The 26,927-nt window shown below is 68.5% G+C and carries 22 protein-coding genes, 2 tRNA genes and 1 pseudogene; 6 read left to right on the top strand and 19 right to left on the bottom strand.

Annotated features, from left to right (window positions below):
• Position 1: 1 nt before the first annotated feature.
• The gene (locus tag DTB53_RS14990) at positions 2 to 4,153 is read right to left on the bottom strand and encodes a PAS domain-containing protein (protein ID WP_012380019.1); all 4,152 of its coding nucleotides are present in this window, start codon (positions 4,151 to 4,153) and stop codon (positions 2 to 4) included.
• Positions 4,154 to 4,457: 304 nt separating this feature from the next.
• Positions 4,458 to 5,033 (bottom strand): SSI family serine proteinase inhibitor, encoded by a 576-nt coding sequence (locus tag DTB53_RS14985; RefSeq protein ID WP_042496697.1) that lies wholly within the window; start codon positions 5,031 to 5,033, stop codon positions 4,458 to 4,460.
• Positions 5,034 to 5,331: 298 nt separating this feature from the next.
• Here DTB53_RS14985 and DTB53_RS14980 point away from each other — a divergent pair.
• Together DTB53_RS14980 and DTB53_RS14975 are read left to right on the top strand one after the other, a co-directional pair.
• Positions 5,332 to 5,422: transfer RNA gene (locus DTB53_RS14980), tRNA-Ser, on the top strand.
• Positions 5,423 to 5,663: 241 nt separating this feature from the next.
• A tRNA-Arg gene (locus tag DTB53_RS14975) sits at positions 5,664 to 5,736 on the top strand.
• Positions 5,737 to 5,816: 80 nt separating this feature from the next.
• Here DTB53_RS14975 and DTB53_RS14970 read toward each other — a convergent pair.
• From DTB53_RS14970 to DTB53_RS14915, 12 genes are all read right to left on the bottom strand, one after another.
• Positions 5,817 to 7,088, bottom strand: a complete 1,272-nt coding sequence (locus tag DTB53_RS14970; protein ID WP_012380017.1) for a tyrosine-type recombinase/integrase — start codon at positions 7,086 to 7,088, stop codon at positions 5,817 to 5,819.
• Entirely contained in the window at positions 7,088 to 7,285 is a 198-nt protein-coding gene (locus DTB53_RS14965) for a helix-turn-helix domain-containing protein (RefSeq protein ID WP_042496694.1), read from the bottom strand. The genes DTB53_RS14970 and DTB53_RS14965 overlap by 1 nt, the downstream gene beginning before the upstream one ends.
• 453 nt (positions 7,286 to 7,738) lie before the next feature.
• Positions 7,739 to 9,214, bottom strand: coding sequence for an AICE element replication initiation protein (locus DTB53_RS14960; RefSeq protein ID WP_012380015.1), 1,476 nt, complete (start codon positions 9,212 to 9,214; stop codon positions 7,739 to 7,741).
• Between the two features lie 2 nt (positions 9,215 to 9,216).
• Positions 9,217 to 10,050: a bifunctional DNA primase/polymerase gene (locus DTB53_RS14955; protein WP_012380014.1), complete on the bottom strand. Its 834-nt coding sequence runs from the start codon at positions 10,048 to 10,050 to the stop codon at positions 9,217 to 9,219.
• Positions 10,047 to 10,787 (bottom strand): class I SAM-dependent methyltransferase, encoded by a 741-nt coding sequence (locus DTB53_RS14950; protein ID WP_012380013.1) that lies wholly within the window; start codon positions 10,785 to 10,787, stop codon positions 10,047 to 10,049. The genes DTB53_RS14955 and DTB53_RS14950 overlap by 4 nt, the downstream gene beginning before the upstream one ends.
• Before the next feature lie 92 nt (positions 10,788 to 10,879).
• Complete coding sequence (locus tag DTB53_RS14945) at positions 10,880 to 12,724, bottom strand: P-loop NTPase family protein (RefSeq protein WP_042496691.1); 1,845 nt, start codon at positions 12,722 to 12,724, stop codon at positions 10,880 to 10,882.
• A 347-nt stretch (positions 12,725 to 13,071) separates the two neighbouring features.
• Positions 13,072 to 13,380 carry a hypothetical protein gene (locus tag DTB53_RS14940; RefSeq protein WP_012380011.1) on the bottom strand — a complete coding sequence of 103 codons (309 nt, stop codon included), beginning with the start codon at positions 13,378 to 13,380 and terminating at the stop codon, positions 13,072 to 13,074.
• Positions 13,380 to 13,742: an RRQRL motif-containing zinc-binding protein gene (locus tag DTB53_RS14935; RefSeq protein WP_012380010.1), complete on the bottom strand. Its 363-nt coding sequence runs from the start codon at positions 13,740 to 13,742 to the stop codon at positions 13,380 to 13,382. The genes DTB53_RS14940 and DTB53_RS14935 overlap by 1 nt, the downstream gene beginning before the upstream one ends.
• Entirely contained in the window at positions 13,742 to 14,752 is a 1,011-nt protein-coding gene (locus DTB53_RS14930; RefSeq protein ID WP_012380009.1) for a hypothetical protein, read from the bottom strand. The genes DTB53_RS14935 and DTB53_RS14930 overlap by 1 nt, the downstream gene beginning before the upstream one ends.
• Entirely contained in the window at positions 14,749 to 15,045 is a 297-nt protein-coding gene (locus tag DTB53_RS14925; protein WP_012380008.1) for a DUF6303 family protein, read from the bottom strand. Before DTB53_RS14925 ends, DTB53_RS14930 begins: the two co-directional genes overlap by 4 nt.
• Complete coding sequence (locus DTB53_RS14920; protein ID WP_012380007.1) at positions 15,042 to 15,485, bottom strand: Pycsar system effector family protein; 444 nt, start codon at positions 15,483 to 15,485, stop codon at positions 15,042 to 15,044. Before DTB53_RS14920 ends, DTB53_RS14925 begins: the two co-directional genes overlap by 4 nt.
• Entirely contained in the window at positions 15,482 to 15,748 is a 267-nt protein-coding gene (locus DTB53_RS14915) for a DUF6284 family protein (protein WP_012380006.1), read from the bottom strand. Before DTB53_RS14915 ends, DTB53_RS14920 begins: the two co-directional genes overlap by 4 nt.
• A 496-nt stretch (positions 15,749 to 16,244) precedes the next feature.
• On the opposite strand from DTB53_RS14915, the gene DTB53_RS14910 reads away from it, so the two are divergent.
• From DTB53_RS14910 to DTB53_RS14900, 3 genes are all read left to right on the top strand, one after another.
• Complete coding sequence (locus tag DTB53_RS14910; protein ID WP_042496687.1) at positions 16,245 to 17,090, top strand: sigma factor-like helix-turn-helix DNA-binding protein; 846 nt, start codon at positions 16,245 to 16,247, stop codon at positions 17,088 to 17,090.
• An 83-nt stretch (positions 17,091 to 17,173) separates the two neighbouring features.
• On the top strand, positions 17,174 to 17,899 hold the full coding sequence (locus DTB53_RS14905; RefSeq protein WP_236586389.1) for a hypothetical protein: 726 nt from the start codon (positions 17,174 to 17,176) through the stop codon (positions 17,897 to 17,899).
• A 234-nt stretch (positions 17,900 to 18,133) separates the two neighbouring features.
• Positions 18,134 to 18,940, top strand: coding sequence for a S1 family peptidase (locus tag DTB53_RS14900; protein ID WP_012380003.1), 807 nt, complete (start codon positions 18,134 to 18,136; stop codon positions 18,938 to 18,940).
• Positions 18,941 to 18,998: 58 nt separating this feature from the next.
• On the opposite strand, the gene DTB53_RS14895 is transcribed toward DTB53_RS14900, so the two are convergent.
• The 3 genes and pseudogenes from DTB53_RS14895 to DTB53_RS14885 all read right to left on the bottom strand — a co-directional run.
• Complete coding sequence (locus DTB53_RS14895; RefSeq protein WP_236586390.1) at positions 18,999 to 19,505, bottom strand: ComF family protein; 507 nt, start codon at positions 19,503 to 19,505, stop codon at positions 18,999 to 19,001.
• A gap of 239 nt (positions 19,506 to 19,744) precedes the next feature.
• Positions 19,745 to 20,704, bottom strand: a complete 960-nt coding sequence (locus tag DTB53_RS14890) for a DNA-processing protein DprA (RefSeq protein ID WP_042496683.1) — start codon at positions 20,702 to 20,704, stop codon at positions 19,745 to 19,747.
• Between the two features lie 466 nt (positions 20,705 to 21,170).
• Positions 21,171 to 22,163 (bottom strand): annotated as a pseudogene (locus DTB53_RS14885) (tyrosine-type recombinase/integrase); the annotation flags it as partial.
• Positions 22,164 to 22,760: 597 nt separating this feature from the next.
• On the opposite strand from DTB53_RS14885, the gene DTB53_RS14880 reads away from it, so the two are divergent.
• Positions 22,761 to 24,023, top strand: a complete 1,263-nt coding sequence (locus DTB53_RS14880; protein WP_012379999.1) for a DNA sulfur modification protein DndB — start codon at positions 22,761 to 22,763, stop codon at positions 24,021 to 24,023.
• Positions 24,024 to 24,906: 883 nt separating this feature from the next.
• Here the strand turns inward: DTB53_RS14880 and DTB53_RS14870 are convergent.
• Both DTB53_RS14870 and DTB53_RS14865 read right to left on the bottom strand, forming a co-directional pair.
• Positions 24,907 to 25,392 carry a TIR domain-containing protein gene (locus tag DTB53_RS14870; RefSeq protein WP_012379997.1) on the bottom strand — a complete coding sequence of 162 codons (486 nt, stop codon included), beginning with the start codon at positions 25,390 to 25,392 and terminating at the stop codon, positions 24,907 to 24,909.
• A 12-nt stretch (positions 25,393 to 25,404) separates the two neighbouring features.
• Positions 25,405 to 26,883 carry an NsdA family TPR-like regulatory protein gene (locus DTB53_RS14865; protein ID WP_328707294.1) on the bottom strand — a complete coding sequence of 493 codons (1,479 nt, stop codon included), beginning with the start codon at positions 26,881 to 26,883 and terminating at the stop codon, positions 25,405 to 25,407.
• Positions 26,884 to 26,927 lie beyond the last annotated feature (44 nt).

Here is a 26,927-nt window from a genome sequence, read left to right as displayed (position 1 = left end):
CCTAGTTGGTGCCGATCTTCGCCAGCAGGTCGACGATCCGTGACTGGACCTCGTTGCTGGTCGACCGTTCCGCCAGGAAGAGGACGGTCTCGCCCGAGGCGAGCAGCGGAAGATCCGCCCGGTCCATCCCGGCCGAGGTGTAGACGACCAGCGGGGTGCGGTTCAGCTGCCCGTTGGCCCGCAGCCAGTCGATGATCCCGGCGCGCCGACGGCGTACCTGCATCAGGTCCATCACCACGAGGTTCGGCCGCATCCGGCCCGCCAGGTCGACGGCCTCGCTGTCCGTCGCGGCCCGCGCCACCTGCATGCCGCGCCGCTCCAGGGTCTGCGTCAGCGCCACCGCGATCTCCTCGTGCTCCTCGATCAGGAGCACCCGGGAGGGATGCTGTTCGCTGTCGCGGGGGGCCAGCGCCTTGAGCAGGACGGCCGGGTCGGCACCGTACGCGGCTTCCCGGGTCGCCTGCCCCAGACCGGCGGTGACCAGCACCGGGACCTCGGCGGCGACGGCCGCCTGACGCAGCGACTGCAACGCGGTACGGGTGATGGGGCCGGTCAACGGGTCGACGAAGAGAGCGGCGGGGAACGCCGCGATCTGGGCGTCGACCTCCTCGCGGGAGTTCACGATCACCGGACGGTAGCCCCGGTCGCTGAGCGCCTGCTGGGTCGGCACGTCGGGGGCGGGCCAGACCAGCAGCCGGCGCGGGTTGTCCAACGGCTCGGGCGGCAGCTCGTCGTCGACCGGGTGCGGGTGCGGCCGGTTGGCGACCTCGACCGCGCCGCCGGGCCCGTCCAGCGGCTCGGGGCCCTCCGCCCCTTCGTCGGGCGCCCCTATGGCGTACGCGCGCCCCTCCGCGACGGGCTGCGCGAGCAGTTGACCCTCGCCGTAGGCGGCGCCGGGCCCACCCTGCGCCGACTGACCCGGCTGGCCGGGCCGGCCGGGCTCCTGCGCCAGATCCTGACCCTGCTCCTGGGGCTGGGCGCGGCGCTGATGCTGCGGCGCGGCAGCCGGTGCGGGACCCGACGGCTGGGCCTGGCCCGACCCGTCGCCGGCGGGCCGGGACGGGGTGCGGTCGCCCTCCGGCGGGGCGGCGAGCTTGCGGCGCCGGCCGGCCCCGCCGAGGCTCTGATGCGGCTGGTTCTGCTGGTGCGCGAGGTGCTGGGCGAACGGCACGCCCTGGCCCAGCGTGCGCACGCTGAAGGCCCGCCCCTGCGTCGAGTCGGGGTTGCTGCCGTCCGGCATCGGCTCCTCGGCGGGCAGCGGCTGCCGCGCGTCCGGGGCCGGGACGCCCGCGTCACCGTCGGCCGGGTGCGCCACCGGATCGGAGACGGCCGCGACACCGGTGGTGTGGGCGGTCCGCCCGGTGTTCTGCCCGGTCCCGGAGTGGGCGTTCTGGCCGGTGTCGCCCCACGGCACGAGGTCCGGCGCCGGACCCGGAGCCTCCGGCGCGCCGCCGTTCGGGCCGGGCGCGTGCGGTACCGCCTCGGGGAGGCGGGGGGCGTGGGCCGCCGCGGGCGGGGCCGGGAAACCCTGTGCGGAGGGCCCGTCGGTCCCCGGGCCGGGATGCGCCTGCGGAGGCGTGTGACCGGCCTCCGGCGCGGTACGCGCGTGGTGCGTGCCCGCCCCGTCGCCGGGGGCCACCGGGGCGTCGGGGGCGAGCGGCGCCCGGTCCGCGTCGGCGGGCGGCAGGGCGAAGGCGGTACGCGGCCCGGCATCGGCCGCGGTGCGCTCCTGCGCGGCGGCCAGCGCGCGCCGGGCACGCCGTCCCCCGGGCTGCTGGGACTGGTCCGGACCCGGGCGACCGCCGTCGCCCCCGGTGCCGGGGCCACCGCTGTTGTCGCCGCTGCCGTTGCTTCCGGAGGCGAGGGCGGGCAGGGCCGGGCGGTCGGGCTCGCCCTCGCGACGGGCCCGCCGTCCGGTGGGCGGTACGGGCTGCTGCGGGTCCACCGGGACGCCCTGCGGCGGCACGGTCTGGCCGAGCTGCGGGCGACCGCCGCCCTGGGCGTTCTCGGCCGCGGTGACGACCGACCCCTCGGACGGGGCCGCGGGAGCCGCGGACGGGGCGGAGGTCAGGGCCAGCGCCCCCCGCTGCGGTGGCTGGGGCTGTTGCCGGGCGGCGTCGGCCGGAACCGCGCCCGGGGCCGCCTCGGCCGGGCTGGGCCGGCCGCGCCGGCGCCCGGAGCCCTCACCCTGCTGGGCCGGGATCAACTCGGCGGCCTGCTCCTCCGGGGCGGCCGGTCCACGGCGCGCCCTTCGCCGCCCGGTCGGCTCCGCGTCGGGGCGGTCGTCCGGAGCGGGCGCCACGGCACCGACCGCGTTGTCCCCGACGCTCTCCGGCGTACCGCCGGGGCCGTCCAGGAACGCGTCGGTGGACGACCTGCGCGCCCGGCGCCGACCGCCGCTGGTGACGCCCGGCGCCCCCACCCCTTCGGGCGACGAGGAGGCGACCGGGGAAGGTTCCGGCAGCGGGGCGCCGCCGTCCGCCTCCGGGGGCGCGATCGTGCCGGACGCGGCGCCGATGGGCAGGTCGAGCACGTACGCGCTGCCGCTCATACCCGGCATCTCGTGCGTCTGGAGGACTCCGCCGTGGGCCCGGACGATGCCGCGCACGATCGGCTCGTGCACCGGGTCGCCCCCGGCGAACGGGCCGCGCACCTCGATCCGTACGACGTCACCGCGCTGGGCCGCGGCCACGACCACGGTGGAGTCGACGTACCCGCCGCCGGGGACGGCCCGGGTCTTGCCGGTCGAGTCGACGCCGCAGACGTCCGCGACGAGGTGGGCGATGGCGGTCGCCAGCCGGGGCGCGTCGACCTCGGCCTCGATCGGCGGGGCGTGCACGGCGAACTGGGCGCGCCCGGGGCCGATCAGCTCGACCGCCCCGTCGATACCGCCCGTGACGATGCCGTCCACCATCGCCGGGGCCTTGTGCAGCCCCTCCGTCCCCGCGTCCAGGCGCTGGTACCCCAGCACGTTGTCGACGAGGGTGGTCATCCGGGCGTACCCGGCGGCGAGGTGGTGCAGGATCTGGTTGGCCTCGGGCCACAGCTGCCCGGCCGGGTCGGAGGCGAGCGTGGACAGCTCGCCGCGCAGCTCCTCCAGGGGCCCGCGCAGCGAACCGCCGAGGACGGCGGTGAGCTGGGCGTGCTGGGCGCCCAGGGAGGCGAGCAGCTCGGCCTGTCCCTCGATCTCGGCGGCGTACCGCTCGCTGCGGTCGGCGAGTTCGGCGGCGTGGGCCTCCTCCAGCGCCTCGATCTCGGCGGCGTGCGCCTTCTTGAGCGCGGTGACCTCGGCGGAGTGGCTGGTGGTCAGCTCGGCGACGACGCTCTCGTGCTGCGTCGACAGCTCCTCGTACGGCCGCCGGTCGGTGAACGTCATCACCGCGCCGACGAGCTGGTCCCCGTCGCGTACCGGCGCGGTCGTGAGGTCCACCGGTACCTGCGCGCCGCTCTTGGACCACAGCACCTGCCCGCGCACCCGGTGCTTGCGCCCGGACTTGAGGGTGTCGGCGAGCGGGGAGTCCTCGTACGGGAACGGCTCGCCCTCCGCCCGCGAGTGCAGGATCAGCGGGTGCAGCTCCTGACCGCCGAGGTCGCTGGCCCGGAAGCCGAGGATCTGCGCGGCGGCCGGGTTGACGAGGACGACGCGCCCGTCGGTGTCCGTGCCGACGACGCCCTCGGAGGCGGCCCGCAGGATCATCTCCGTCTGCCGCTGCGAACGGGCCAGCTCCGCCTCGGTGTCGACGGTGCCGGAGAGGTCCCGCACGACGATCATGAGGAGCTCGTCGCCGGTGAAGCTGGAGTGGATGTCGTTGTACGCGGCCTGCCCGCTGTCGAGGCTCGCGCTGGTGACCTCGACCGGGTAGGCGTGGCCGTCGGTACGGCGCGCGGTCATCCGCGTCGGCTTGGTCCTGCCCTGCTCGTCCGCGGCCTCGGGCCGGCGCATCGAACCCGGGATCAGCTTGGAGTCGAACTCCGGCAGCAGATCGAGCAGTCCGCGGCCGACCAGCGCGGTGCCCGGCGTCTCGAACATTTCGAGGGCGATGGCGTTGGCGTTGACGACCGTGCCGTTGCAATTGACGAGCAGAAGCCCGTCAGGAAGGGCATCGAGTATGGCTGCGAGGCGAGCAGTGCCTCGGGATGGCCTGCTGCTCACGACGACGCTTCCTCCCTGATTACCGCACCTTGCCGACAGCGGGCCCCATCTTGCCCCTCGGGCCGCAGACTGTCACTGGAGGAGTCTAAGGCCAGGGGAGGCCCCGGGGGCGGCGGATGAGGGGGAGCTCTCACCAAGGTTCTGTGCGCGCCGTGTACGCCACGGGCCCATGACGTGAGCGTCCTCGCACCCCGTGACGTGCGCGGACACCGGGCGCGGGCGCCCCTTTCGGGGGCGCGCCCATGCCCGGGGCCGACCGCGTCAGGGGCGGGAAGGAGAACGCTTTCGCGCCGTCGCCGACGGGCTATCGGACGTCCGGGAGCACCGGTACGAGGCTGTTCCAGCGGGCGATCTCGCATCCGTCGCGGCGGCTCGCGGTGGTGTCCACGGCCCGCCCCTCCCAGGTGCCCACGATGCGTGCGAAGGCGTCACCGCCGTGGATCATCGTGCACATCGTGCCCTCGGGGGTCGGCCGGAACAGCTCCTGCCGCCCGGCCCGGGTGGCGCCGGCCTCCGCCAGCCGGTCACAGGCCGCCTGCCCCCGCGGGTGGCTGCCCCCGGTGGGCCCGCACTCCAGCTCGAAGGTGCCGTCGGCCCCGGCGACCCCGGTGTTCTCGACGGACACGGTGAGCCGCGTCAGCGCCTCGCCCGCCTCGCCCGGGCCCGCCCCGTCCCCGCCGTCCAGGAAGCCGGGCAGCGGGAGGGGCATGGGCATGGGCAGCGGCCCGAGGGCGGGCCGGGCGGCGGCGAGCGGCCCGGAGGTGGGCACGGCGGCGGGCGTGGGGCCGAGGGACCCGGAGGCGGTGGCGGTGGACGCCGGCACGGCGGCGGCGAGGGCGGCGAGCGAGACGACGGCGGTGAGGGCGAGACGGCGCAGCATGCGGAAGCTCCAGGATCTCTGCGGCGGTGTCGGCCACGGGCGGTGGTCACGGGTGATCACCGACCCGCCCGGACGCCACGGCTGACGGACGACTGACGGGCGACGACGACGGACGACTGGCGGAGACCGTGGCCCCCACCCCTCTCTAACGCGCACCACGCCCGGACGTTGCGGCACCACGCCGAACTGCTTTGCCCTGGCACCCGCGGGCCTAGTAACGTTGGCGGCGATTGGTGGCACGACGCTCGACTGTGTCATCATCTGCACGCACCACTCGCGTCCGCGCGAGGTGTGTGGAGGAGGCGTCGCCTAGTCCGGTCTATGGCGCCGCACTGCTAATGCGGTTTGGGTCTTAAAGCCCATCGAGGGTTCAAATCCCTCCGCCTCCGCTCCACCCCGAAGCCCCGTGCCCCTGGCACGGGGCTTCGGCCGTTCCGGGACACCTGGGGGGCGCGCAGGGGGGTGCCGAAGCCGGCCGACGGCTGGTCCGGGAGGGTGGCCGAGACGGTCCGCTGGAGGCTGTTTCCGCAGGTCGGCGGCGGTGCGGCCAATGGATTTCGCGTCACGGCGCAGGTCATGTAATGTTGTTCTCGCAACGCCGACCGGGGAGAAAAAAGCCCGGAACGCCAAGCACTCGTAGCTTAACGGATAGAGCATCTGACTACGGATCAGAAGGTTGCAGGTTCGAATCCTGCCGAGTGCACACAGGTCAAAGGCCCCGCCGGTTCGCCCGGCGGGGCCTTTGACATCAGCGGGTGACATCAACGCCCCCGGAATGGCCCCTCAGGCGGCGTTCTCGCCCTCCGGGTCGTCGTCCACATCTTCGAGTCCGAGCGCGTCGTCCATCTGCTCCGCAGCCGCGCGCAGCGTCGACCCCATCACGTGGGCGTAGGTGTCGAGCGTCATCGTGATCGTGCTGTGCCCGAGCGTCTCCATGATGGTCCGCGCGTCGACGCCCTGAGCGAGCAGCAGGGACGCGCAGGTGTGCCGAAGGTCGTGCACGCGTACGCGTCTCACCTTCGCGTCGCGGCACAGGATGGTGAGCATCCGGTTCAGGCTGCGCGGGTCCGTCACCCGACCGGTCAACGTGGTGAAGACGAGTCCGGCCGGTTGCCCCGGAGTCTGCTGCCACTTGGCTCCGGCCACCTTCTGCTCGCGCTCCTGCTGCGTCCGGTGCGCAGTGAGCGCCTGCACGCAGCTCTTGGGCAAGGAGATCGTACGGACGGACCGCATCGTCTTGGGCGTACCGAAGATCAATTCCCGTCGGATGCGCTGCACGTTCCGCCGAACCCGGAGCGTGCCGGCCGTGAGGTCGACGTCTGCCCACGTGAGCCCGAGAGCTTCCCCGCGGCGCAGGCCGGTGGACACGAGCAGCAGCCAAAGAGCGTAGAGGCGATGAGGCCGAGCGGTCTTGAGCAGCAGGCGGACCTCGGCTGCGTCCAACGGACGCACCTCCTTGGGTTCGACCGTGGGAGTTTCCACGATCCGAGCGACGTTGCGCGCGATCAGTTCCTCCCGGATCGCTTGTTGCAGCGCGGACCGCAACACCGCGTGGATGTACTGGACCGTGCGGGCCGATGGGCGGCGCTTGCAGCAGCGGCCCACGGCGCAGCACGTGCGCTTGTCCTCCGGCCGCTCCTCGTCGGCACCCCGCAGGCAGCAGAGGCAGGCAGCCTTGAATTCGGCTAGGAACCGCCGCACGTCTGCCGGAGACAGTCGGTTGAGACGCTTTTTACCGAGCGCGGGGCGGATGTAGAGGCGGGACAGTCCCTCATAACTGTTCAGCGTCGCGGGCTTGAGCCGTTCCGGGGCGATGGTGGCCAACCAGTAGGTCAGGTAGTCCCCGAACGCCATCGTGGACGAGGCCGCGGGGATGCCCTGTCGGGTCATCTCCTGCATCTCCGTGAGCTGCGAGGCGACTTCCTCGCGGGTCTTGCCGTAGGCGAACTTCCTCGTCCGGGTCCCATCGGGGCGGAAGACGTAAGCGGCTGCTTGGTAGCGACCATCCTTGCGCTTGGTGATCGTTCCTTCGCCATTAGCGCGGCGCTTGGCCATCAGGCGGCCTCCTCAAGTCGGTCTTGCATGTATTGGCGTACGGCGGCGACCGGGACTCGACGGGCACGGCCAGCGGTGAAACTTTCGAGTTGTCTGGAGCGAAAGAGGTCGTAGACCTTGCTGCGGCTGAGACGCAGCGCGCGCATGACCTCGGGAACGGTGAGCGCTTCGGGTAGATCAGGAATGGCGCTGGGCACGACGACGAACCTCCGGGAGCGTGGCGGAAGAGGTGGACTATTTGAGATAGGGCCCGTACGTGTCCGAGGCTTGGATTTCTGCGTCACCCTCGCCACCAGCGTCATTTGGTGCTCTGACCTGCGGTTTTGGGTGACATGGTGGATCGGGTCTGCGTCACCGCCGCGTCATTGGTTGCGTCACCGGGTGACGCAGATGACGCAGGATGACGCAGAGAAAACCGTCTGCGTCACCGCTGTAGGCGCAGGTCAGCAGCCGTTTTCCGGCCCGGGTGACGTGGGTGACGCAACGCCTTCCTACTTAGGACAAAGAAGGGGCTTGTCTGTAGTACTTGGGTGCGCCTCAGAGCGTGAAGAAGGGGCCGCTGCGCGGCGCGACTTTGGGGCGGCGTTCCGCCGAACTGCAAGAGGAGCACGTGCTCCTCTTGCAGTTCGCTTGAGCGTGCGGGTCGCGGGTCAGAACGCCCGTTTCTGCTCGTGCGGGGCAGGGGGGAGTGTGCGGGTCATTTCGAGGTAGCGGCCCGCTTTGGTGCGGCCCGCGTCCACGACCACACGGCGAGCCGCCAGGGTGGGCTGGAGGCGCTTGAGGCGGTCCGAGAGGACTTTGCCGGTGGTCGGCCACCCCTTGGGCAGGGGACGGCAGCCTTCGCCGCTGTAGAGGCCGCTGAGGCAGGCAAGCCACTCCGTGGACGTCATCCGCTGCGCCGTACACGGCTCGATGGTCTCGGCGTGCAGAAGGACGGTCTGCGCCAACAGGTCGCCCTCGATCACGTCGTCATTCAGGTCGTCCAGACTGGCCCGGTAGGCGGGCAGCGCCCCGAGGCCGGTCGCGGCGTCGAACTGCGCGCACAGATGGGCGAAGTCCGCCATGCGCAGATCGGTGGGGGTCTCCGCCTGCACGGCGCGGACTTTGACGGTGAGGTCCAGGAGCGAGCCGAGCACGACGGGCAGCACTTCGGCGTAGTCGGCCCACAGTTCGGCCTCGGTGCGCCGGACCTTGGGCCGCTCCAACCGCAGCGGTAGGAGCCGATCCGCGAGGTCGGGGCGGATGACACCGACGTCGATGCCGGTCAGGAGCAGGGGCCGGCGGTAGCCGACGCGGAAGACGTCCCCGTCGGTGAACAGGGCCCGCTTGACGCTCTCGGCTCCGGTCACGATGCAGCACATCGCATCCGACAGGTCCGGCGTCACGTGGGAGAGGTTGTCCAGTGCGGTGACCCATCCCGCGGCCACGGCCGCGATCAGGCTTTCCTCGTCCTTCGGCGCACGGCGCAGGTCACCGCTCATCCCTTCGATGATCCGGGTGAGCATCCGGCCCCCGGTGGACTTGCCCGCTCCCTGCGGGCCGGTGAGGAACGGCGCGGGGACCGGCACGGACGGTCCGAGGCAGCCGATCAGCCACACGATGGCCAGGCACTCGGTTTCGGCGTTGGCGAAGTTGCACAGCCGCATCAGCAGGTCGATGCCCTTGCCGCCGGTGTCCTTGGCCGGCAGGGGCAGTTCCCCGGTGAGCTGGGTGCGCCGCCAGCACACCTCACGCGGGTCGGGGACGGTGATGTCCCACCCGGTGGGGTGGATGCGCACGGACTTCCCGTCGTCGCGGCCCAGGTCCAGCCACGTCGCCCCGTCGAACCCGGGAGCCACGCGGATGTACACGGGCTGCACCTGCTCCGTGAGGGCGAGTGCTTCGATCAGGTCCAGCGCCTCTTTGATCGCGGACCCGTTGAACGCGCCGCGCCCGTCCCGGTACAGGCCGACCATGAGTTCCTGTCGGTGGCTGCCGGTGGTGCCCTGGGAGCGGATCGGACGGGCGACGGGGTGGCCGTTCTTCTGCGCGTACACGGTCCCATCAGCGGTTCGGAAGTACCGAAAGTGTTCCTGCGCGTAGTCCGCGATGATCTCGCGGGCAGGGGTCTTGTCGTCCTCAGCCATGGCTACAGTCCCAACGTGGTCAGGGCGTTGGTCCACGCCTCGGTGCAGTGCCGGGCGCTCTCGCCCTTGGCCTGCGCGGCGGTGAACAACCGGGCGGTGTGCGTCTCGGTGAGGCAGCCGCACCGGCCGTGCGTGGACAGCACCGCCAGGAACGCCCGGTACACGGTCGCGTGCACCGCCTCTCGGGCCTCGGTGATGCGCTGCTCCGCCATCGCGATCCCACGGTCCAGATAGGTCGGCGTGCGGTGCGGGCAGACCCCGCTCGCGCTCGACGCGGGCACCGTGACGGCCACCGGCCGGGCCGGGGCCGGCGCCTTCACGGTCAGCGCGCGCACGACGTCCGGCAGGGCCGCCATGGTGCCGGCGCCGGGCCCGAGCCACCGCGCGTAGGCCATGGTCGACTTGATGTCGACGCCGGGTCGCACGCCGTTGGCACCCTGCATGATGCCCCGGTAGATCCAGTGCTCGCCTCGGGTTGTCGGCACGGTCCGGGTGGCGGGCAGGCTCGCACGGGCCCACGCGATGGCTTTCGCGTTGTCGAGGTCCACGACGGTCACCCCGGCGCCGCCGGGGTGGTAGGCCACGCCCGCCGCCTTCCGCCACGCCCGCTCCCACGGCGTCGAGTTGATGACGTTCGGGTCGGTGGTGGCGGCGGCCCACCCGTGGCACGGCTGCGAGCAGGTGCAGGGGCCGGGGGTCTTCATGTTCGGCCGGCCACCGCACGCGTTGCGCGCGCAGGTCGGGCAGTTCCCGAACGGCACCTTGCCCACTCGCAGTGGCAACGGGGGCACGCCGTGGGCGGCGAGGGTGAGCGCGGTGCGCAGGTGCTCGCTCATGCCGCCACCTCCAGCCGGGGGGCGAGGGTGGTGAGGTAGGCGGCCCCGATCCACTGCGTGTATGCGGGCGGGAGCGCTTCACGCAGACGCAGGTGATCAGTGGACCAGTCGATTCCCTTGGCTTCCCGGATCTCCTCCACCGTGGCCTTGCCGCCGCCTTTGCCGTACGCGGCGACGTAGGGGCCCTCGTGGTACTCGCCGTGCCGCCAACCACGCACCCGTCCACGGTGGCGCGGGTGGGCAGGCTGCGGGAACGTCCAGCCTCCGAGTTCGAAGTAGCGGTGCATGAGCACCGCCAGGCCGAACTGTTCTCCGCACAGGCGGATGTCCTTGCGCACGTCGGAGCCAGCCACGTTCTCGATCACGTACGGCCGGCCCGTTGCCTCCAGCGCGGCCCGGGTCGGCACGATGAGCCGGGGGTAGGTGCGGCCGATCGCGGCGTTGCGAGCGGCGTTGGTGCCCTTGGTCGGGGCGCCCTCGCCCTGGCACGGCGGGGAGACGTGGATGAAGTCGAATTTGTGGCCGTGCGCGCGGATGTACTCGATCGCGTCGCCCTGGTGGAAGACGTCACCGCAGTAGTCCGGCTGCGCCTGAATGTCCACGCCGGTGACGTGGCAGTTCGGCCCGAACGCGCGCCGGTAGCCACGAGTGGCGCCCCCGATGCACGAGAACGCATCGAGCACACGGAAGGGTTCGAGACCGGCGGGGACTCGCCGGATGTCGGTGGGTTGGGTCATGCTGGAGGTCTCCAGTTCCTAGACGTGCTGGATTGGCGGCGGCCCCGATTCATTGGCGTGAGGGGGCCGCCGTTGTCATTCCGCTGGAGTGGTCAGGCTGCTTGCTGGCCGGGCAGGAGCATCCCGTCAGCGGTGCGGTGCAGTGCTCCGCTCGCGGTGAGGGCCTTGATCTCGCGGGAGACGGTGCCCTTGTTCAGGCCGGTCGCATCTGCCACGTCCCGCGCGGTGCGCGCCCCGGACTGCACCGCGGCGAGCACCTTGTCCCGGTTGGACGCCATCCCGGACGGCGCGGCGGTGCCCTTGACCAGGTGCAGCGGCGGGCGCAGCGAGGAGCCACCCGACGTCTTCGCGGGGGACCAAATCGACTTGGGCAGGGCTCGTACGCCTGCGTCGTCCAGGGTCCAGGTGCGCAGCATGCGCGGCCCGTAGCCCTTGAGATAGCCGTGCCCGCGGTACTCGCGCCCGTCGGGGATCTGGTGCGGGGCGTAGTGCGCGCAGTCGTCCAGCGCCACCTGGGCCTGGGTGGTGCCGGCCACTCGCAGCGAGAACCGGGTGAGGAGGTTGGGGGCGATCAGCTTGTGCACGCCCGGCGCCCCACCGTCGGTGAGCGGGTACTGGGTGGCCCACCACAGCACGACGCCGCGCGAGCGCCCGAGAGAGGAGAGTTCGATCAGGCGTTGGAGGCGGTCTTTGTCCTTGGCGATCAGGGCGAGGATGACCTGTCCCTCGTCCACGACGACGGTGAGCTGTCGGCCGTCCCACACGCTGATCCCGCGCTGCTTCATGTCGACCTTGCGGCGGGTCATCTCGCCGTGTGCTTCGTCCACGGCGTCGGTGATCTCGTCGCGTTCCACGGCGACGCGGCACGCGGCTTCCCAGATATTGGCCTCTTCGCCCTTGCCGTCGATGAGCAGCAGGTCCCCGCGCAGGTGCGCGGTGGCCATGAGTGGGCGGAACGACCAGGACTTGCCGGTACCGGACGCGCCGGACACCAACAGCCGCTCATCGAACGGCACCAGGACCTCATCGCCGGTCTCGGTATCCAGCGCGAGGCTCATCATCAGCGGGTCGGACGGAATCCGGTCCGGGGTCCACAGCGAGGAAACCCCCGCGGCTGCCGACCGCGTCGCCAACGTCACCACGGCCCACCCGCCGCGCGAGGCGGACGTGATCCGTATGCGCAGCGCGGTGCGCGCCCCGAGCAGCGCCCGCACCGAGTCGGCCTTGTCCGCGAGCGTCTTGACCGTCCACGTCCCATCTAGACGGATCTCGCAGCGGATGCCGCCCGGCTCGATGGCAGGGGGCGTGGTCACCGTGCCCGACAGACCACGATCCGGAGCGTGCTCCACCCAGTACGACGGATCCAGCCGTTCCATGAGCTGCCGCTCCTCCAGCGACACCGACTCATCGACCGCCACCCGCAGCTTGCGCCGCCCGAGCGCGAGCGCGGCCACGTTCGCCCCGACCAGCACGGCCGAGGTGGCGGCCGGCCACAGGGTGAGGTGCGAGGTGGACATGAGCGCGGACGCAACAGCGCTCGGCACGGCGTGCACCGAGTGCGCCTGAATCGCACGGGCCTTGAGCGTGCTGGGGTAGTTCACCCGCGCGGCCTTGAGCTTGGCGCGGGTGTCGCGCTCGTGCCGGGCGGCGGCCTTGCTCGCCACCCGCGCGGCCCGACGTCCGGCGGCGAACGGGTTGTTGGATGCGGCGCGCGCGGTGAGCTGCTGGCTCTTGGCGGTGGCGTGCGTGGAGCGCGCGCCGTTGTGCTCCTTTTGCGCTGCCATGAGCGCCTTGAGGTGCTCCGGGGTGCGGAGCTTGTTCCGTCGGTCCGCCTCAAGATCCCAACGGGCGGCGAACGGCGCGCACAGGGGGGTGAGGGAATCGAGTGCGCTGTTGGTGGTGTGGGCGGTGGTCGACCATGCTTGCTTCCAGTCCACGTGAGGGTCCTCCAAGACCGTGGATGAGGGCCGGTGCGCCGTCGCATGGCGTCACCGGCCCGACCAAGTTGCACAGGGCAGTGCTGTCGGTTGCATCGACAGCACCGGTTGAACCCCTGCAACCACTTCTGACCTGCGAAGTTGCAGAGTTGAGCCGTGGGAGGGGTGGGGGCCCTACGCGCACGCGCGCGTAGGGCGGCGGAAAATCAGGCTGTGCAACCTCTGCGCGGGGCCCTGAACGGCCGTTCGCGGGCCCGGGGGTCTCGCCCCACACGGAGAGGGGGCCGGGCGTCCTGCGGGCCGCCTGTGGCTCCCTTTTCTTCGAGGGCGAGCGGGGGCCATTTCGTTCAGTCCTTGGGGCGAGCCAGGCGCAGGGTGATGCCGCCGATGCCGAGCGTCCCGGCGGCGCCGCCCACCGCAGTGGCGGTCTGTGCGGCGAAGTCGAGCAGCGCGAGGAACGCGGCCACCAGACCGAACACCCCCGCCACCCCCGCGCCCGCGATGACGATCGGGAACAGGTAGTGGTGCAGCGGGCGCCCGCTCTGGTCGGTGGTGTGCACGACGATGACGACCGGCTGCCCGGTGGCTTCGGCGCGGCGGTAGGCGTCGGCGGGGATGTGCGGGGCGATGATTCCCGGCGGGTCACGGTGGGCCATCAGGACTCCTTCCTGAGGTCAGGCGGGGTGTCGGTGCAGGGAACGCAGGCACCGAGCGAGGTGGGGATGACGTATCCGGCATCACGCCGGCAGGCGGGACAGATCCGCCGGGCGCGGTTGGCCCTGGCGAGAGCTGCCCACCGGCCGGGGGTCATCGGCCGGACCGGCTTGGCCAGGTCGAGGCGGTAGAGGTAGGCGACCAGCGGGCCCCGCCGTCGGCGGGGCCGCTGGAGTTCAGCGACCACGTCCTGACCACCCGGACGCAGCCCCAACGCACGGAGCTGCCGCCGGGTAGCCAGACCCTCAGAGGCCAGGCGCCACCGGTACACCGGCAGCGAGCCACCGACCGGGACGGTGGTCATCAGCGGCCCGTACCGGCGAGATCAACCGAGGTGCCGTTGACGGGGCCGCGCAGTTCGGCGTACCGGGTGGAGACCCAGCCCACCGACCAGCCGCACAGCTCCGCGGCGGTGCGCACCGACATGCCCTCCGCGCGGGCGGCGGCCACGATGGCGCGCGCGTCGTCCTCGGGCAGCTTGTCCGTGGCCGGACCGGCGGACAGCAGCGCGGCGCGTTCACGCGCGGCCCGCTCCTCCCGCTCCTGCCGTTCACGGCGCTCCCGCTCGGCACGCTCCCGCTGCTCGCGCTCGGCGCGTTCGGCGGCCTCGCGTTCACGGCGTTCACGCTCGCGCCGGGACTGTTCACGCTCCCGCTCGCGCTGTTCACGCTCGGCCCGCTCAGCGTCCTCCCGAGCTTGCTCGCGCTCGCGTTCCTCGCGCCGTAGAGCGGCCTCCCGCTCGGCCTGTTCACGGACCATGCGCGCTTCGTGCTCACGCTGCTCACGCACCAGCGCGGCGGCGTGCTCGCGCTCCTCGCGGGCCCGTCGGGCGCTCTCCTCGCGCCGCTCGATGGCGGTGCGTTCATGGGCTTCGCGCTCGGCGTGCTGCTTGGCCTCCAGCTCCATCACGGCGGCGGTGATGGCCCGCCGGTAGGCGAGGCCGGTCTCTGCCGTGACGATCAGCAGCAGTGGCGCGACCGCATGCACGGCCACGCCCACCAGGTCGTTCTTCAGTGCGGAGTCCGCGACGTTCAGGGCGAGGGTCATGCAGCCGGTCATCCACCGCAGCGCGATGGGCCACCGCCCACCGTTGCCCCCAAGCCTCGCGAGGACCGCGTCCAGGCGGACCACGATGACCACCGCCGCATCCACCACGAGGGGGAGGATGGGGGCGGTCCAGTCCCACTTGTCGGGGGTGTGCGCGGCGGCGAGCGGGGTGACGGTGAGGATCGAGTAGAGCATGGCGCCCGCCACGATCAGCCACGTGCCTACCGACAGCGCACGCTCGGCTGAACGGATGTGAACGGCGTTCATACGCTCACCCCCGACTGTGAACGCACCCGGATCGCAGCGATCAGCACGGCCGCGGAGGTGGGGTCGTCGTGGATCTCGCTGTCCTCGGTCCACTCCCATTCGGCGCCCGGTACCGGCTCGAAGCCGAGCACGCTGAGCGCGTCCGTACGGTCGGTGAACGTCGGGATCGCGCGCCCGAACAGGTATGCCGGCCACACCTCGATCCTGTTCGGCAGCACCACGTACAGACGCCAGTGACCGGTACGGATGGACATCTGCGCGGTGAACTCCCGCGCCCCCTCCAACCCGCTCACACCGCACCCCCGAGGGCGAGCAGCGCGGCCAGGATGAGCAGCGCCCCGCCGGCCAAGGTCAGGTCGATGGCGCGGCGCAGGCCGGTGTACTTGGCCATGGCGATGCGCGAGAGGTTCGCCACCGCCGCCGCCTGGTCGGTGGTAAGGGTGGCGGTGATCTGGTCGGCGGTCAGGGTCGCCCACAGGGGGAAGCCGTGTCCGCCGCGCAGGTTCGGCCGCACCGACCGCAGCAGCAGACCAGCCGCCACGACCAGCAGCGCCAGCCCGAAGGCGCCCGCGACGTAGGCGGGGGCGGTCAGGGGGACGTCCTTGGCGACGGTCCATGATCCGGCGAGGACCGCGCCGACGAACGCCAGCAGCAGACCGGTTTTCGTGTCGGTCCGCACGATCTCCGCCTTCACCTCCGCATGCGCGGCGGCCAGCGTGGTGGGGGCGCTCATGCGGACGCTCCGGGGATGCGCATCACGGTCAGGTTGGCCGCTGCGAGGCGGGCGGCCAGTACCTTGCGGCTCGCCCGGCGGATCCGTCGTGCGTCCAGCTCGTTGGGCGTGTGGTCCAGCGCGATGATCTGCGCGTCCAGCAACTCGATTTCCGCCCGGATCACGGGCATTTCCTGCTCGATCAGGTCCAGCTCCGCGGCCGTGGGCTCGCGGTCGGAAAGGTCGGCGGTAACAACCGCCTGAACAGCACCGATGTGCTTCATGGGTCGTGGTTCCTCTCAGGGAGTGAACGGCCCGAACAGCGGCCCCGGTGTTCCAGCACCGGGGCCGCGCGCCGTTGAAGTCGGATCTCCGGCTCCCCTCAGCGCTGCTCGTACGAGACGAGCAGCGGAGGCAGCCGGCCCACAGCCGATGAGCTGCGGAAGTTGTGATCGTGCAGATGTCTCCTTCGGGGCCGCTCCCGTTTTAGGTAGAGCGGAGTCCCGGCGAAGGCGTATGGAGACATGACCTTTCGGTCTAAGCCCTCCGGACTGCCAAGGGGTCCGGGTCCCTCGCCCCTGCCAAAGCAGGTACTCATGGCCCTCACGGGCCCGTGCGTTGCGTTCTTGCAGGTAAGAAACGCTTCACGGGTCCCCTTTCGACCTTGCTTAGGGGGGGTTGCCGTGTTGCTTGTTAGGTACCGTAGGCAAACCGCGGGCTGCGCGCAACCCCCTCTTGCGGTACGGTTCGTTAGCCCCCCTAGGCGAGCATTGGAGAGCCGTGCACGATGACATGAAGCGAGTCACGGAAATCGCGGCACCGGTCGACAGGGCCAAAGCTGCAATCGACCTGATGGCGACGTATCAAGGCTGGGTTTTGGAGCTGTCCCGGGTCCGGCGTGAAGCCATCGAGGAAGCGCAGGCTTCGGGCATGACTCAGGCTGAGATCGCTACGAAACTCGGGGTCAGCCGTGGGCGGGTTGGTCAACTAGCCTCTGCCGGCCCGCCTCCCGAGCGAGCGTTCTTCGGCACCGGGCAGGTAACGGTCTCGCTTGGCGGCAAGTACGAAGCTGGCAAGGGGCCTGACCAGAACCCCAGTGAGGTTGTGACCAGGGAAGACCTCGACAACTTCGAGCACCTGCGCAAGTTGCTGGGTGGCATGAAGCTGGAAGCGGAGTACGAGGTGATCCCGACGACGGGGATCGTCAACCTCAATCGGGACAACCATGTCGTCGTTTGCGGCCCGCGCCTGTCACCCATCGTTGCCCAGGTGCTTGAGGGGGACGACAACCTGCGGTTTGAGAAGGATCGGGCGTGGCACCTACTCGACCGGAAGGCAGGAAAGGAGTACCGCTCGCCCCTGGACGAGGACGGCTCGCCGGGCGACTTGGGCTATCTGGGGCGACTTCCGCGGTTGGACGGGCGGGGCACGTTCCTCTACATCGCGGGCGTCCACGCCATAGGCGCGAACGGTGTCGTGCACTACCTGGAAAACAACCTTGCTGAGCTGTACAGGGAGGTCCGGACCAAGCGGTTCTCGACGCTCATCTCCTGCCGTTACGACCCCGACACGCTCGCCGTGTTGGAGAGCCGCCGCGTCACGCCGTTGTACCGACATGAGGGATGAACATGCGAATCTGTCTGGACACTCGCCCCGGTGGGGCGAACCCGAACGAGGATTGGGTAGCCGGATCGCCCACGCTCGCCGTCGTGCTGGACGGACTCAGTACAGTGGGGCTTTCCACAGGATGCCAACACGGCGTTCCCTGGTACGTGGCCCAGCTCGGCGGACATCTGCTCGCGAAGCTCGCGGATTCGCAGCGCTCGCTCTCTGATGGCTTGGCTGACGCTATTGAAGGAGTAGCAGGAATGCATCCTCAATGCGACCTCCAGAACCCAGGTACACCTTCCGCCACGGTTGCAATTCTAAGGCAGAGATCGGACGCATTTGATCATCTGGTTCTCGCCGACTCACCCATCGTATTTGAAGGTGTCTCGGGATACTCAGTAATTACCGACCTTCGGGTAGATGTGATCCTGCCGGAGTTGAGGACCGAAGTCGAACGTCATGAGACGTACACGCCAGAGCACAAAAAGGCGCTACAAGAACTCGTGATTGCCCAGCGTCAGGTACGTAACACGCCGGAAGGCTATTGGGTTGCGGCAGCAGACCAGGATGTGGCGGAATACGCTTTGACGGGTACTACGGCTCTAGCGGACGTAAGCGCGGCTGCAGTGATGTCCGACGGAGTGTCGAGGCTCATTACCGAGTACAAGATGGCGACTTGGGCCGACACCTTTGAGTTGTTGCGGGCAGGGGGGCCCAGCGCACTCATCGAAAGAGTGCGCGATGTTGAAGCGACGGACCCGACAGGACGCCGATGGCCTCGCTACAAGTCTGGTGATGACGCCGCCGTAGCGTTCTGCCAGTGGTGACCTGAATGCGGAAAAGTGGATCCGGACGCTGCTGTCCCGTGACACCGATTATTGGGCGTGGAGAGTCGCAAGCAGGAGGCCCACGCCATCAAGCCGGCCGGGGCAGGGGCCCACTGAGGCTGTCGTGCTGGGTGATCCTAGCTTGGAACCGGCGAGGAAGGTGACCGTTCGTGCGACCACGCTTAGTTCGCTAAAAGAACTCCGGGAGAGCCCGTGCGTCGCTAGAATGCCGCTATGACTACCCCACAACTAGGTTTCTACAGTCTGTATTCGCCCTGTCTCCTGTGCGTTGAAACGCAGGGTGAAGACGGAGAGCTTGGGATAGGGACAGCTTTTCATATCGGTGATGGATACCTAGTGACCGCTCGTCATGTCGTTGAAGGCAGAAAGCTAACGAGTCTCATCCCGGCGAGCTACGGTTCTGTATCTCTGGAGTCTGTAGAGATTATATATCCGTCTGATTCGACGGTAGATCTCGCCATACTTAAGACGGATTTTTCGCTTGAGTATTACATGCGCGGAGTGCGTTTCTGGGGGCGGGATGATGTCAAAAAAGTCGATCATATTGAGATCGGGGGGCATCTGAATGACTGGATTGGCGACTCTATGGTCCTAATGAAGGTTGTGGCATTCGGGTACCCGCCGATTCCGACCTCCCCGGATCCACGGCTAGTTGCCGTTCGGGGTGAGGTGAACACGATCATTGATCCATACGTGGGATCACGCAATCCGCTCTTTATCATATCCCCAATGGCGCGTGGCGGTTTCAGTGGAGGTCCCGTCCTAACTGAGAACGGTTGGTTGCTGGGGGTTGTTACCTCCTCCCTGCTTACGGACCATGCCGCTCCTGAGCTTGGCTACGGGGCAGCATTGACGATCGAGCCGCTCTGGGAAATGCTCTTCGAGAACAAGATATTTCCTGCGTCGAACATTAATCTAATGTTCGAATTGAGGCATGGTTGGGGACTGGAGGAAGATTTTTTCCCTGCAGCTAAGCTACAGCAGTTTAGGGATGGGGATACTGGGAGTAGGGAAATCTAATTTTGATTCGGCTGAGTACAGGGCGAAGGCATGTCCTCTAATGGATGCCTGTATCGAGCTATGGTAGGCCGAATGGCACTCGCGCAAGGACCAGGCCGCGCACCTCAGTGGCTCCCCATTCGGTAATGAGCCGTTTGCCAACTGTATGAAAGGTTGCCCCTGTAGTGAAAACGTCGTCCACAAGCAGAATTCTTTGACCTTCAACGCTTTGGCGTAGCTGCAAAGCTGCCGCATGTTGTCGTGCAATGTCCATTTTCGCAGACCAACCCTTGCCGGCCGACTTGTCGGTCTCGTATTTCTTGATCAGCACGGGACTATCGGGGTCAGCTATCGGCCAACGCCCGCGATTGTCTTCCGCGTACGCTGATTTCATCATGACCTCAATGTGGCGTACTGGCGTTCTGTCCGGAGCTGTGGGATTACCAAGAATGAGGTCGATGTCCTCAACATCAGCCTCGTGGGCATTGAGCCAGCCGACGATTAGGCGGCCGAAGATTAGCCCCCAGCCGGTGTATCCATCGTATTTAAAACGCTTGATCTTTTGCTCTAAAGGATCGGCGAACATTGCGATAGCGTCGACGCGCGTGAAATGCCGTTGCCTCGGGGTCCAGCGGCAAATGGGGTTCCGGCACTCGTCATTAAGTGAATTCAGGGATTGACTGCAAAGATCGCAATGGTGTTCAGCGAGAGGCTGCAGAGTTTGTCCTGCGCACTCTGCGCATACGTCGGGTGAACCGGTGCGAACGTATGCGCAGGTGCGACACTTTGGAAAGCCAAGAGGCAGAGGTAGGTCCGCAGCGTGGGTCACAGACCCGCCAGCGTGAGCTGAAGGCGTTGCTGTCCGGCTTGTTGTACGCGTGTTGCTTCGCCCATAAGCTCAAGAACGTCGCTCAGCTCAGTCACTTCCACGGCTTTGCGCTCGGCGATCATCTTCGCCGCCCATGGCTCCTTCGTAGCCAGAGACCGCAATAGAAAGACGTGCTTGCCGTGCTCGTGCGCGATTCGCGCCTGCATCTTCGCTCCGGACGTCGATGACGCCTCGACGACGATGCTGCCCATAGTGGAGCCTGATGTGACAACGTTTCTCCGTGGGAAGGTCCACGTTGCTGCGCTGGATGTAGGCCAGAACTGGGAAACCAGTGCACCGCCGCTTTCAACGATGCGCGCAGCGAGAGACTTATTTTGTGCAGGGTAAATCTTATTGGCGATTCCCGTTCCCATGACAGCAACGGTTCTGCCGCCAGCTTCCACGGTCGCGGTATGAGCGGCGGTATCGACGCCCTTTGCGAGACCACTGAAGACCACGACATCGTGCTCAACGAGACCCCGCGCCATGCGGGCGGCGCGCTGCAATCCTTCCTCGCTAGCATTGCGCGTACCGACCACTGCAGCTGACCGAGCGTCACGCTCTTCGAGGTAGCCGAGGTAGAAGAGGAACGGCGGGAGGTTCGGGATCACACGTAGGTTTGCCGGGTAGTCCGGGTCAAGGACTGTTACTAGCCGAGCCCCTGCGCGTTCGGCGGCCTCGCACTCCGATGCAACCCGCGAACGCGCCTCGGTCAAGGAGGTGAGTGCTTCGCGCAAGAGCGGTCGATTACGGCGAGCGATCGCGGAATCCTCAGGTAGATCTCCGCTTAGTACGACATCTAGCGCTTCACGTGACTGGCAGATCCGGGCAAGCAGGTTCCAGTCGACTGATTTACTCTCCACTCGCAGAGCGCAGAGGGCGAGCAGGTCCATCTGCTCAGGAGTCATGGTGGTCATGGTGCGTCCTTCTACTCGTCGGCCCTGATGTTCGAAGGTTGGTTCGGTTGCGCAATGGGCCGCCTCCATCATGGCGTACGCGGTACCTCTTGTGCAGAGGTGTCTCGATGCTCTTTGGTATGAATGTGGTGGAGGACTGGACGATCCGTTGGACGGTCAGCGCAACCTCCAGCCACGTCGCAGACTGCAAGCCTCCGAGGCGAAGTCGCAGGTCCAAGGCTTCTCGGCTGACATCAATGGGTGACATCAACAACGGTGCACAACTGGACACAGCGACACACACGACCTTGGTGGATGAGTCCCTGAACGCTGGTCTGGCGGGGGTCCCCGTTGGCAGTGCACACGCCTACGGATCAGAAGGTTGCAGGTTCGAATCCTGCCGAGTGCACAGCAGGCCAGAGGCCCCCAGGAGAAATCCTGGGGGCCTCTCGCGTTGCCCGTACAGCAGCGAAGTACAGCAACCGTGTCAGCCGGTACCGCCCATCGCGTCGGAGAGCTTGCCGATCGCCTCGCGCACCTCTTCGTCGGCCGCGTCCGCATAGACGTCCATCGTCGTGGCGATCTGCGAGTGCCGCAGAATCCGCTGGGCGACCTTCGGGTGGACCTTGAGGACGACCAGGAGCGAGCCGGTGGTGTGCCGGGTGTTCCGGAGCGGGATGACCCGCAGGCCTGCGCGACGGGACCGCAAAGCGAACATCCGGGTGAGGTTCCCCGGTTCGATCGGGGTGCCGTACTTCGTCGTGAAGACGAGGTCGTGCGAGCCCTGCCACAGCTCTCCGGCGGCTTTCCGGTCCCCGAGCTGCTGGGCGCGGCGCATCCGCAGGGCCTTGAGGCAAACGGCCGGCAGAGGGAGGAAGTCGTCGGAGTCCTCCGTCTTGGTCTCACGGTGGAGGATCGCGCGCCCGGCCCGCTGGATCTGGTGGTCCACGTACAGCTCGCCGGTCTCGAAGTCGATCGACTTCCAGGTGAGTCCCAGGACCTCCCCGCGGCGCAGCCCGAGCGTCAGCACGAGGACCCAGGCCGCGAAGAGATGGTCATCCCGGGCCGCAGCGTCAGCGAGGAAGAGACTGGCCTCGGTAGCGGACCACGGCTTGATCCGTCGGCGACGAGGCTTGGGCACCTTCACCAGGGAGGCCAAGTTCTTGCTGATCTCCTCCTCCGTGACCGCGTGGCTCAGCGCGGCCCGCAGGGCATCACGGGAGCCCTGGACCACCCGGCGGGACGGGTAGGACTCGCAGCAGTCCCCGACCGCGCAGCACTTCCGCCGACCGGGGTCCCGCTTGGCGTCCTTGCCCTGGGCACAGCACTGGCAGAGCGTCGCGAGCTTGGTGAGCCACTCGCGGACGTCCCGCACGGTCAGCTTGTCGAGCCGCTTCGCACCGAGCTGCGGGGCGATGTAGAGCCGCACGTACCCCTCGTACGAGACGTGCGTCAACGGAGCCAGGTTGGGCTTCACGATCAAGGCACCCGGCTGCGCTCCGCTCCGCCGGGCGCGCTTCCCGGCTCTGGCTGCGCCCGCGCTCCTGCCTTCGGCCCGCTCGGCGCTGCCGCCGCCGACGCGCGCCCACAACTGGATAGGCCCGAGGCATGAGATGAGAACCAAGCCCGCGGCTTCAAGGATGCCTCCGGCGGGGGCGCTCAGACTCCGGGATGGACGGGGCACCGTTCGCGAGTGCCGGCCGGGGCGGGGTGAGCGTCGTGGGGCTCCCATCCCGACCACCTTCGACCCGTGCAGAGCCGAGCAGTCGCGGCCCAGGGCGTCAAGGTCGTTCGTACAGTGGCGCGCTCCACCTTGACGCCCTGAACCACGACCGCTCCACGACGTGTGGGTCGAAGGCGGACGGGATGGGAGCCGGGGTGAGTGGTGGGTTCTGTTGCGAACGCGCCGTTTCGATCAAAAGGAGTCGAGAGTCGATCTAAAGCGATCAAGCAGGTAAGGCGCCCATCATCAAAACGTGCAACAGGCAGCGTTCTACGTGGATAAGTTGACGTAATACGTTGGCCTGTCGTACGTTTCTGATGTCCACTCAACTTTGCCTCAACGCAGGGGGATCCCGTGTCCATCGCACACTTCGGACTCACAGAGCACGATTCGCTGACGGCTGCTCAGGCAGCCGCGAGTGAGGCCGCCACGGCGTCGGGGGGCCGCGTCTTCACCTGCGTCGTCTTCCAGCAGGGGGGGCGCCTCATGCTGACGACTGCCTTCTCGTACGCATTCCTCGTCAAGCACGTGGTTTCCGATGCGGCTGTGAAGGGCGGCAACCCGCGCACGGCCACCAACCGCCCGATTGACACTAGCCACGTCAGGTCCATCACTAAGTACCTGACCGAGAACGAGAACGACTACATCCTCCCGCCGGTCACGCTGAACGTCCGTGCTGTCCCGGCCATCCATATCCCGCGAGGAAACTTTGCCATGACGGCTGGTTTCGTCGTCATCGGCGACGAGACCAAGTTCTCTGTGACTGACGGTCAGCACAGGCTCGCTGCCATCGCCAAGCGTAGCGAGAGCCTCATCGACACGGACTCCCCTTTCCCGAGCGACAGCATCTCTGTCGTCATCGTCGTGGAACCGGACGTTGCCCGTATCCACCAGGACTTTGCCGACGCAGCACAGACCAAGCAGATTCCGGCAAGTCTTCTGGCTGCATACAACACGCGTGAGCCCCTGAACCGAGTTCTGACGAAGATCGTGGATGGGTCTGCCCTGTTCGCGGGACGCATCGATGAGACGTCCAAGAGCCTGTCGAAGTTGTCATCGGCCATCTTCCTGCTCAACCAGGTGCGTGGGCTGGTCAAGGAACTGCTGTTTCAGGACTATGCGCTCAGCGAGGCGAGCATCCCGGCTCGCAGCTTCCAGGCCATCGGTACCACCGAGAAGCAGGACGCTTTCGTCAGCAGGACCCTGGCCATGCTCGGCATCCTCACGCAGCACATGGACCCTTGGCATGCAGTGGCCGAACTGCCCACGAGCGGAGGGCCGGCCAACCAGGTGGTGGACTTCCGTAAGCACTACATCAACATGACCGCGACTGGTCTTGTCATCATCGGGCACGTGGCCTTCGAGATCGAGAAGAACCTGGACCCGGAGTGGCGGAAGGCTCGATACCTTGACCTTGCCACAAAGATTGATTGGCGCCGGAACGCGCAGATCTGGGAGGGGAACATCATTACTGGAGACAAGATCACCACCACCAGGTCTCCGGGGCGGATTGCAGCCCGCAAGGTCATGGAGGCGATCGGTGTCCCCGTCATCCCCAAGAATCCGTTGATCCCGCAGCCCACGCAGGAGGCCATTTCGTCCGAGGGCGTTCACTGAGTCTCGCCAGAATTGTGGGCTGCTCGTGTACAGCAGCGCGGTACCGCAACCACAGAAACCGCCTCTGCTTGCTGCCGTCTCTTCGGGACCTCGTAGCGGCCGGTATGGCCGTGGCTGACCGATCCGGCTAGAGCTACGGATCAGAAGGTTGCAGGTTCGAATCCTGCCGAGTGCACAAGAAGCACCAGGTCAAGGTCCCGATCCTCCCCCGGAGGATCGGGGCCTTCCTCGTTTCGTCTCACTTTTTCTCACACGCCCTTTTGATCTTGATCGCCCGATCATCCGAGCAGTTCGTTCAACTTCTTGCTTCCGGCCCGGAGTGACTGCGGTTCAGGGTGCACATGGATCCGCTGCGTGAAGGACAGGTCCGCGTGGCCGGCACGCCGCTCGTTCGATGGATCCCGAGTTGGTCGCTGCCCGCGACGCCCGATGAAACGCCCCGCCCCGGCTTCGGCCGGCGGCGGGGGATCCTCGTCGTTCCGGGGCCGTGGCGTAGGATCCACCGGCTAACATCACGTGAACCGAAGTTGCCGATTTTCGGGCTGGTGGCCGTTAAAGTCGCAGGTCAGGAACTGTGATCCCCGCGCGCGCGGGGTTGGTCCCTTGGAGAAGGGTCCCCGCAAAATCTGGGGTGGGTGGTTCCCGCGCGCGGGGTTGGCCCCCGGGTAAGCCGGTCCGTCAAAACCTTCACACTGTGGTCCCCGCGCGTGCGGGGGTGTTCCCTACTACGGCGACGCCGGGGCAGCGATCCTGGGGTGGTCCCCGCGCGTGCGGGGTTGGCCCCCTCGTCACCGGACGGAGGGGCCGCGCAGGCAGTACCCATGGTCCGCAACTCCCCCTGCCCGGCCGTCGAGACCGGGCAGGGTGAGTTCTTGCGTACCAGTCACCCTCGCCGAGCGGCTCCCACCGGCCAGACCACATCTACGGGAAGACCGGCTTGCCGGGCCTGCCCGACGGTGTCGGCGGTGCCGCCGCCCTTGCCCGACGGGCGCGTACCGTCCCAGACCGCGACGAGGCGGTCGGCTCGGCGCAGCAGCTCGGCATTGGCTGCCTCGTACGCGGATCGGTTCGCTGTGGCGTGCGGCAGCGTCACCACCTCTGTGGCGGCCGCGACCAGGTGGTCGAAGACTGCCTGGTGCTCGGGCTTCACCTTCGCGGCGCGGTAGTCCTCGGAAGGGATGACCGCGATGAGGCGGCCACCGATGGCGGAGACCTCCTCCGCGAAGAGGCTGTCTGACCCGGCCGCGATGCATGACACTCCGGTCAAGTCGTCGCTGTGCTCGGTGAGCAGCTCGCGCAGCGCGGCCCGGACCAGAGGTACGGTCTCGTCGGTCAGGTCCATGTGCCCGGTGACGGCAAGTGTCGTCATGCGCCCGGCTCCTCAGCTCGACAGCAGGTCGCGGATACTATCGCGCGCCTCGCGCACCGGACGCGAGGCGCTGTGTCCCACGGTGTACGGGTACAGCTGCCCCAGCTGTGTACGGACACGCCCCGACTGTGTGCCCCGTGCGGCTTGCACCGCCAGGGCAGTTTCGGCGGCAGCTCCCTGGATGTCTCCGGCGAGGAAGGCGCATTCGGCGAGGCCGATGCGGTCGAGTGCGTGGGAGCGTCCCGCTTCGGGACCGCGGGTCGCCAGAGCGGTACGGATCCTGTTTGCGGCCTGGACGGCGTGGCGGCGCGGGTCGGTGCGGGCGAGGTCCAGAAGCCGCCCCCCGGTGACGCCCGCGAGCTCGGCTTCGTCGAAGTAGGCGATCCAGTACGGCTCGTCGTCCGCTCCGGCGGCGGCGAGGTCCTCGGCGGCCTTGGCGGTCGCCCGCTGGAACCCGGCGGTGCGCCCTTGCGCCGCGTAGGCCCAGGCCTCGCGGGTGTGGAGCATGGCTCGGACCCGGGGGCCGATCACGTCGCGGGCGCCCTCCTGGGCGAGGTGGATCAGCTGGAGCGCGTCATCGGCCCGGTCTCGGTAGAGCATCTGCCGGGCCATCCCGGCCAAGACGTTCGCCCCGAAGACGACATCGCCTCCGGCGTGGGCGGCGCGGAGCGCGAGGCGGTAGTAGTCCTGTGCTCGCCGGTGGAGCCCGGAGTCCCATGCCATGGTCGCCGCGGTGCCGGCCAGCTGCGCCATGACGCGGTACAGGCGGTCCGCGACGGCGGACGCCTGGTGGTCGTCGAGCGCGCCGGAGACCTCCGCGAGCTGACCGAGGACCGCCTTCCTTCGCAGGCCGCCGCCGTACTGGTGGTCCCACTGGCGGAAGGCGCGCGCGGTCGTTTCCAGTTCCTCCACCTCGCGTATGCCGAGACGCCCCGGCCGGCGCCGCCCGGTGACGGTGGCCGCCGGGACGAGCCACCCTTCGAGGCTGTCGAGGAGGGCGGCGCCGGTGACGGCGGCACCGGCGAGTGCGCGGGTGAGGGCACGGCGGTCCATCACGAGATCACTCCTGGTGAGGTGGGTGGCCAAGTCCACGGTGGCGTCAGGCCGCCACGGGATCTCGTCTGCGTCCGGCCGGACACCTGGAGCCTCTGGCGGGTGCGGTGCGGTGGGCGTGCCCTCCCAGGGGCGCGGTGCGAGCCCGAGCAGGCCGCCCGGAATGCGGAGGCCGTCAGCGATCCGGCACACCACGTCGAAGGACGTCACGCGCTGGGATCCACTGATGATCGTGGACACCTTGCCGGGGGTGAGCCGGCAGGCGGAGGCGATGCGGTTCTGGGAGAGGCCGCCCCACTTCTTGAACAGGGTGAAGGAGGCGGCGAAGTCGTGCTCCGCGAGTGCTGCCCGTACGTCTGCTCTGTCGAGCACGTCGGGGGCGAGCAGGCCGGGGCGGCGGCATCCATGGGCTCTGACTTCCGTTGCGATCCTCTGCACGCGCAGGCGCCTGACTGGAGCGCCGACGAGTGTATTACCGCCTC

The sequence above is a fragment of the Streptomyces griseus genome, assembly GCF_900460065.1.
GTDB classification, from domain to species: domain Bacteria; phylum Actinomycetota; class Actinomycetes; order Streptomycetales; family Streptomycetaceae; genus Streptomyces; species Streptomyces griseus.
The sequence above is the reverse complement of the archived record's forward strand: the minus strand, read 5'-3'. Positions and strand labels throughout refer to the sequence as shown.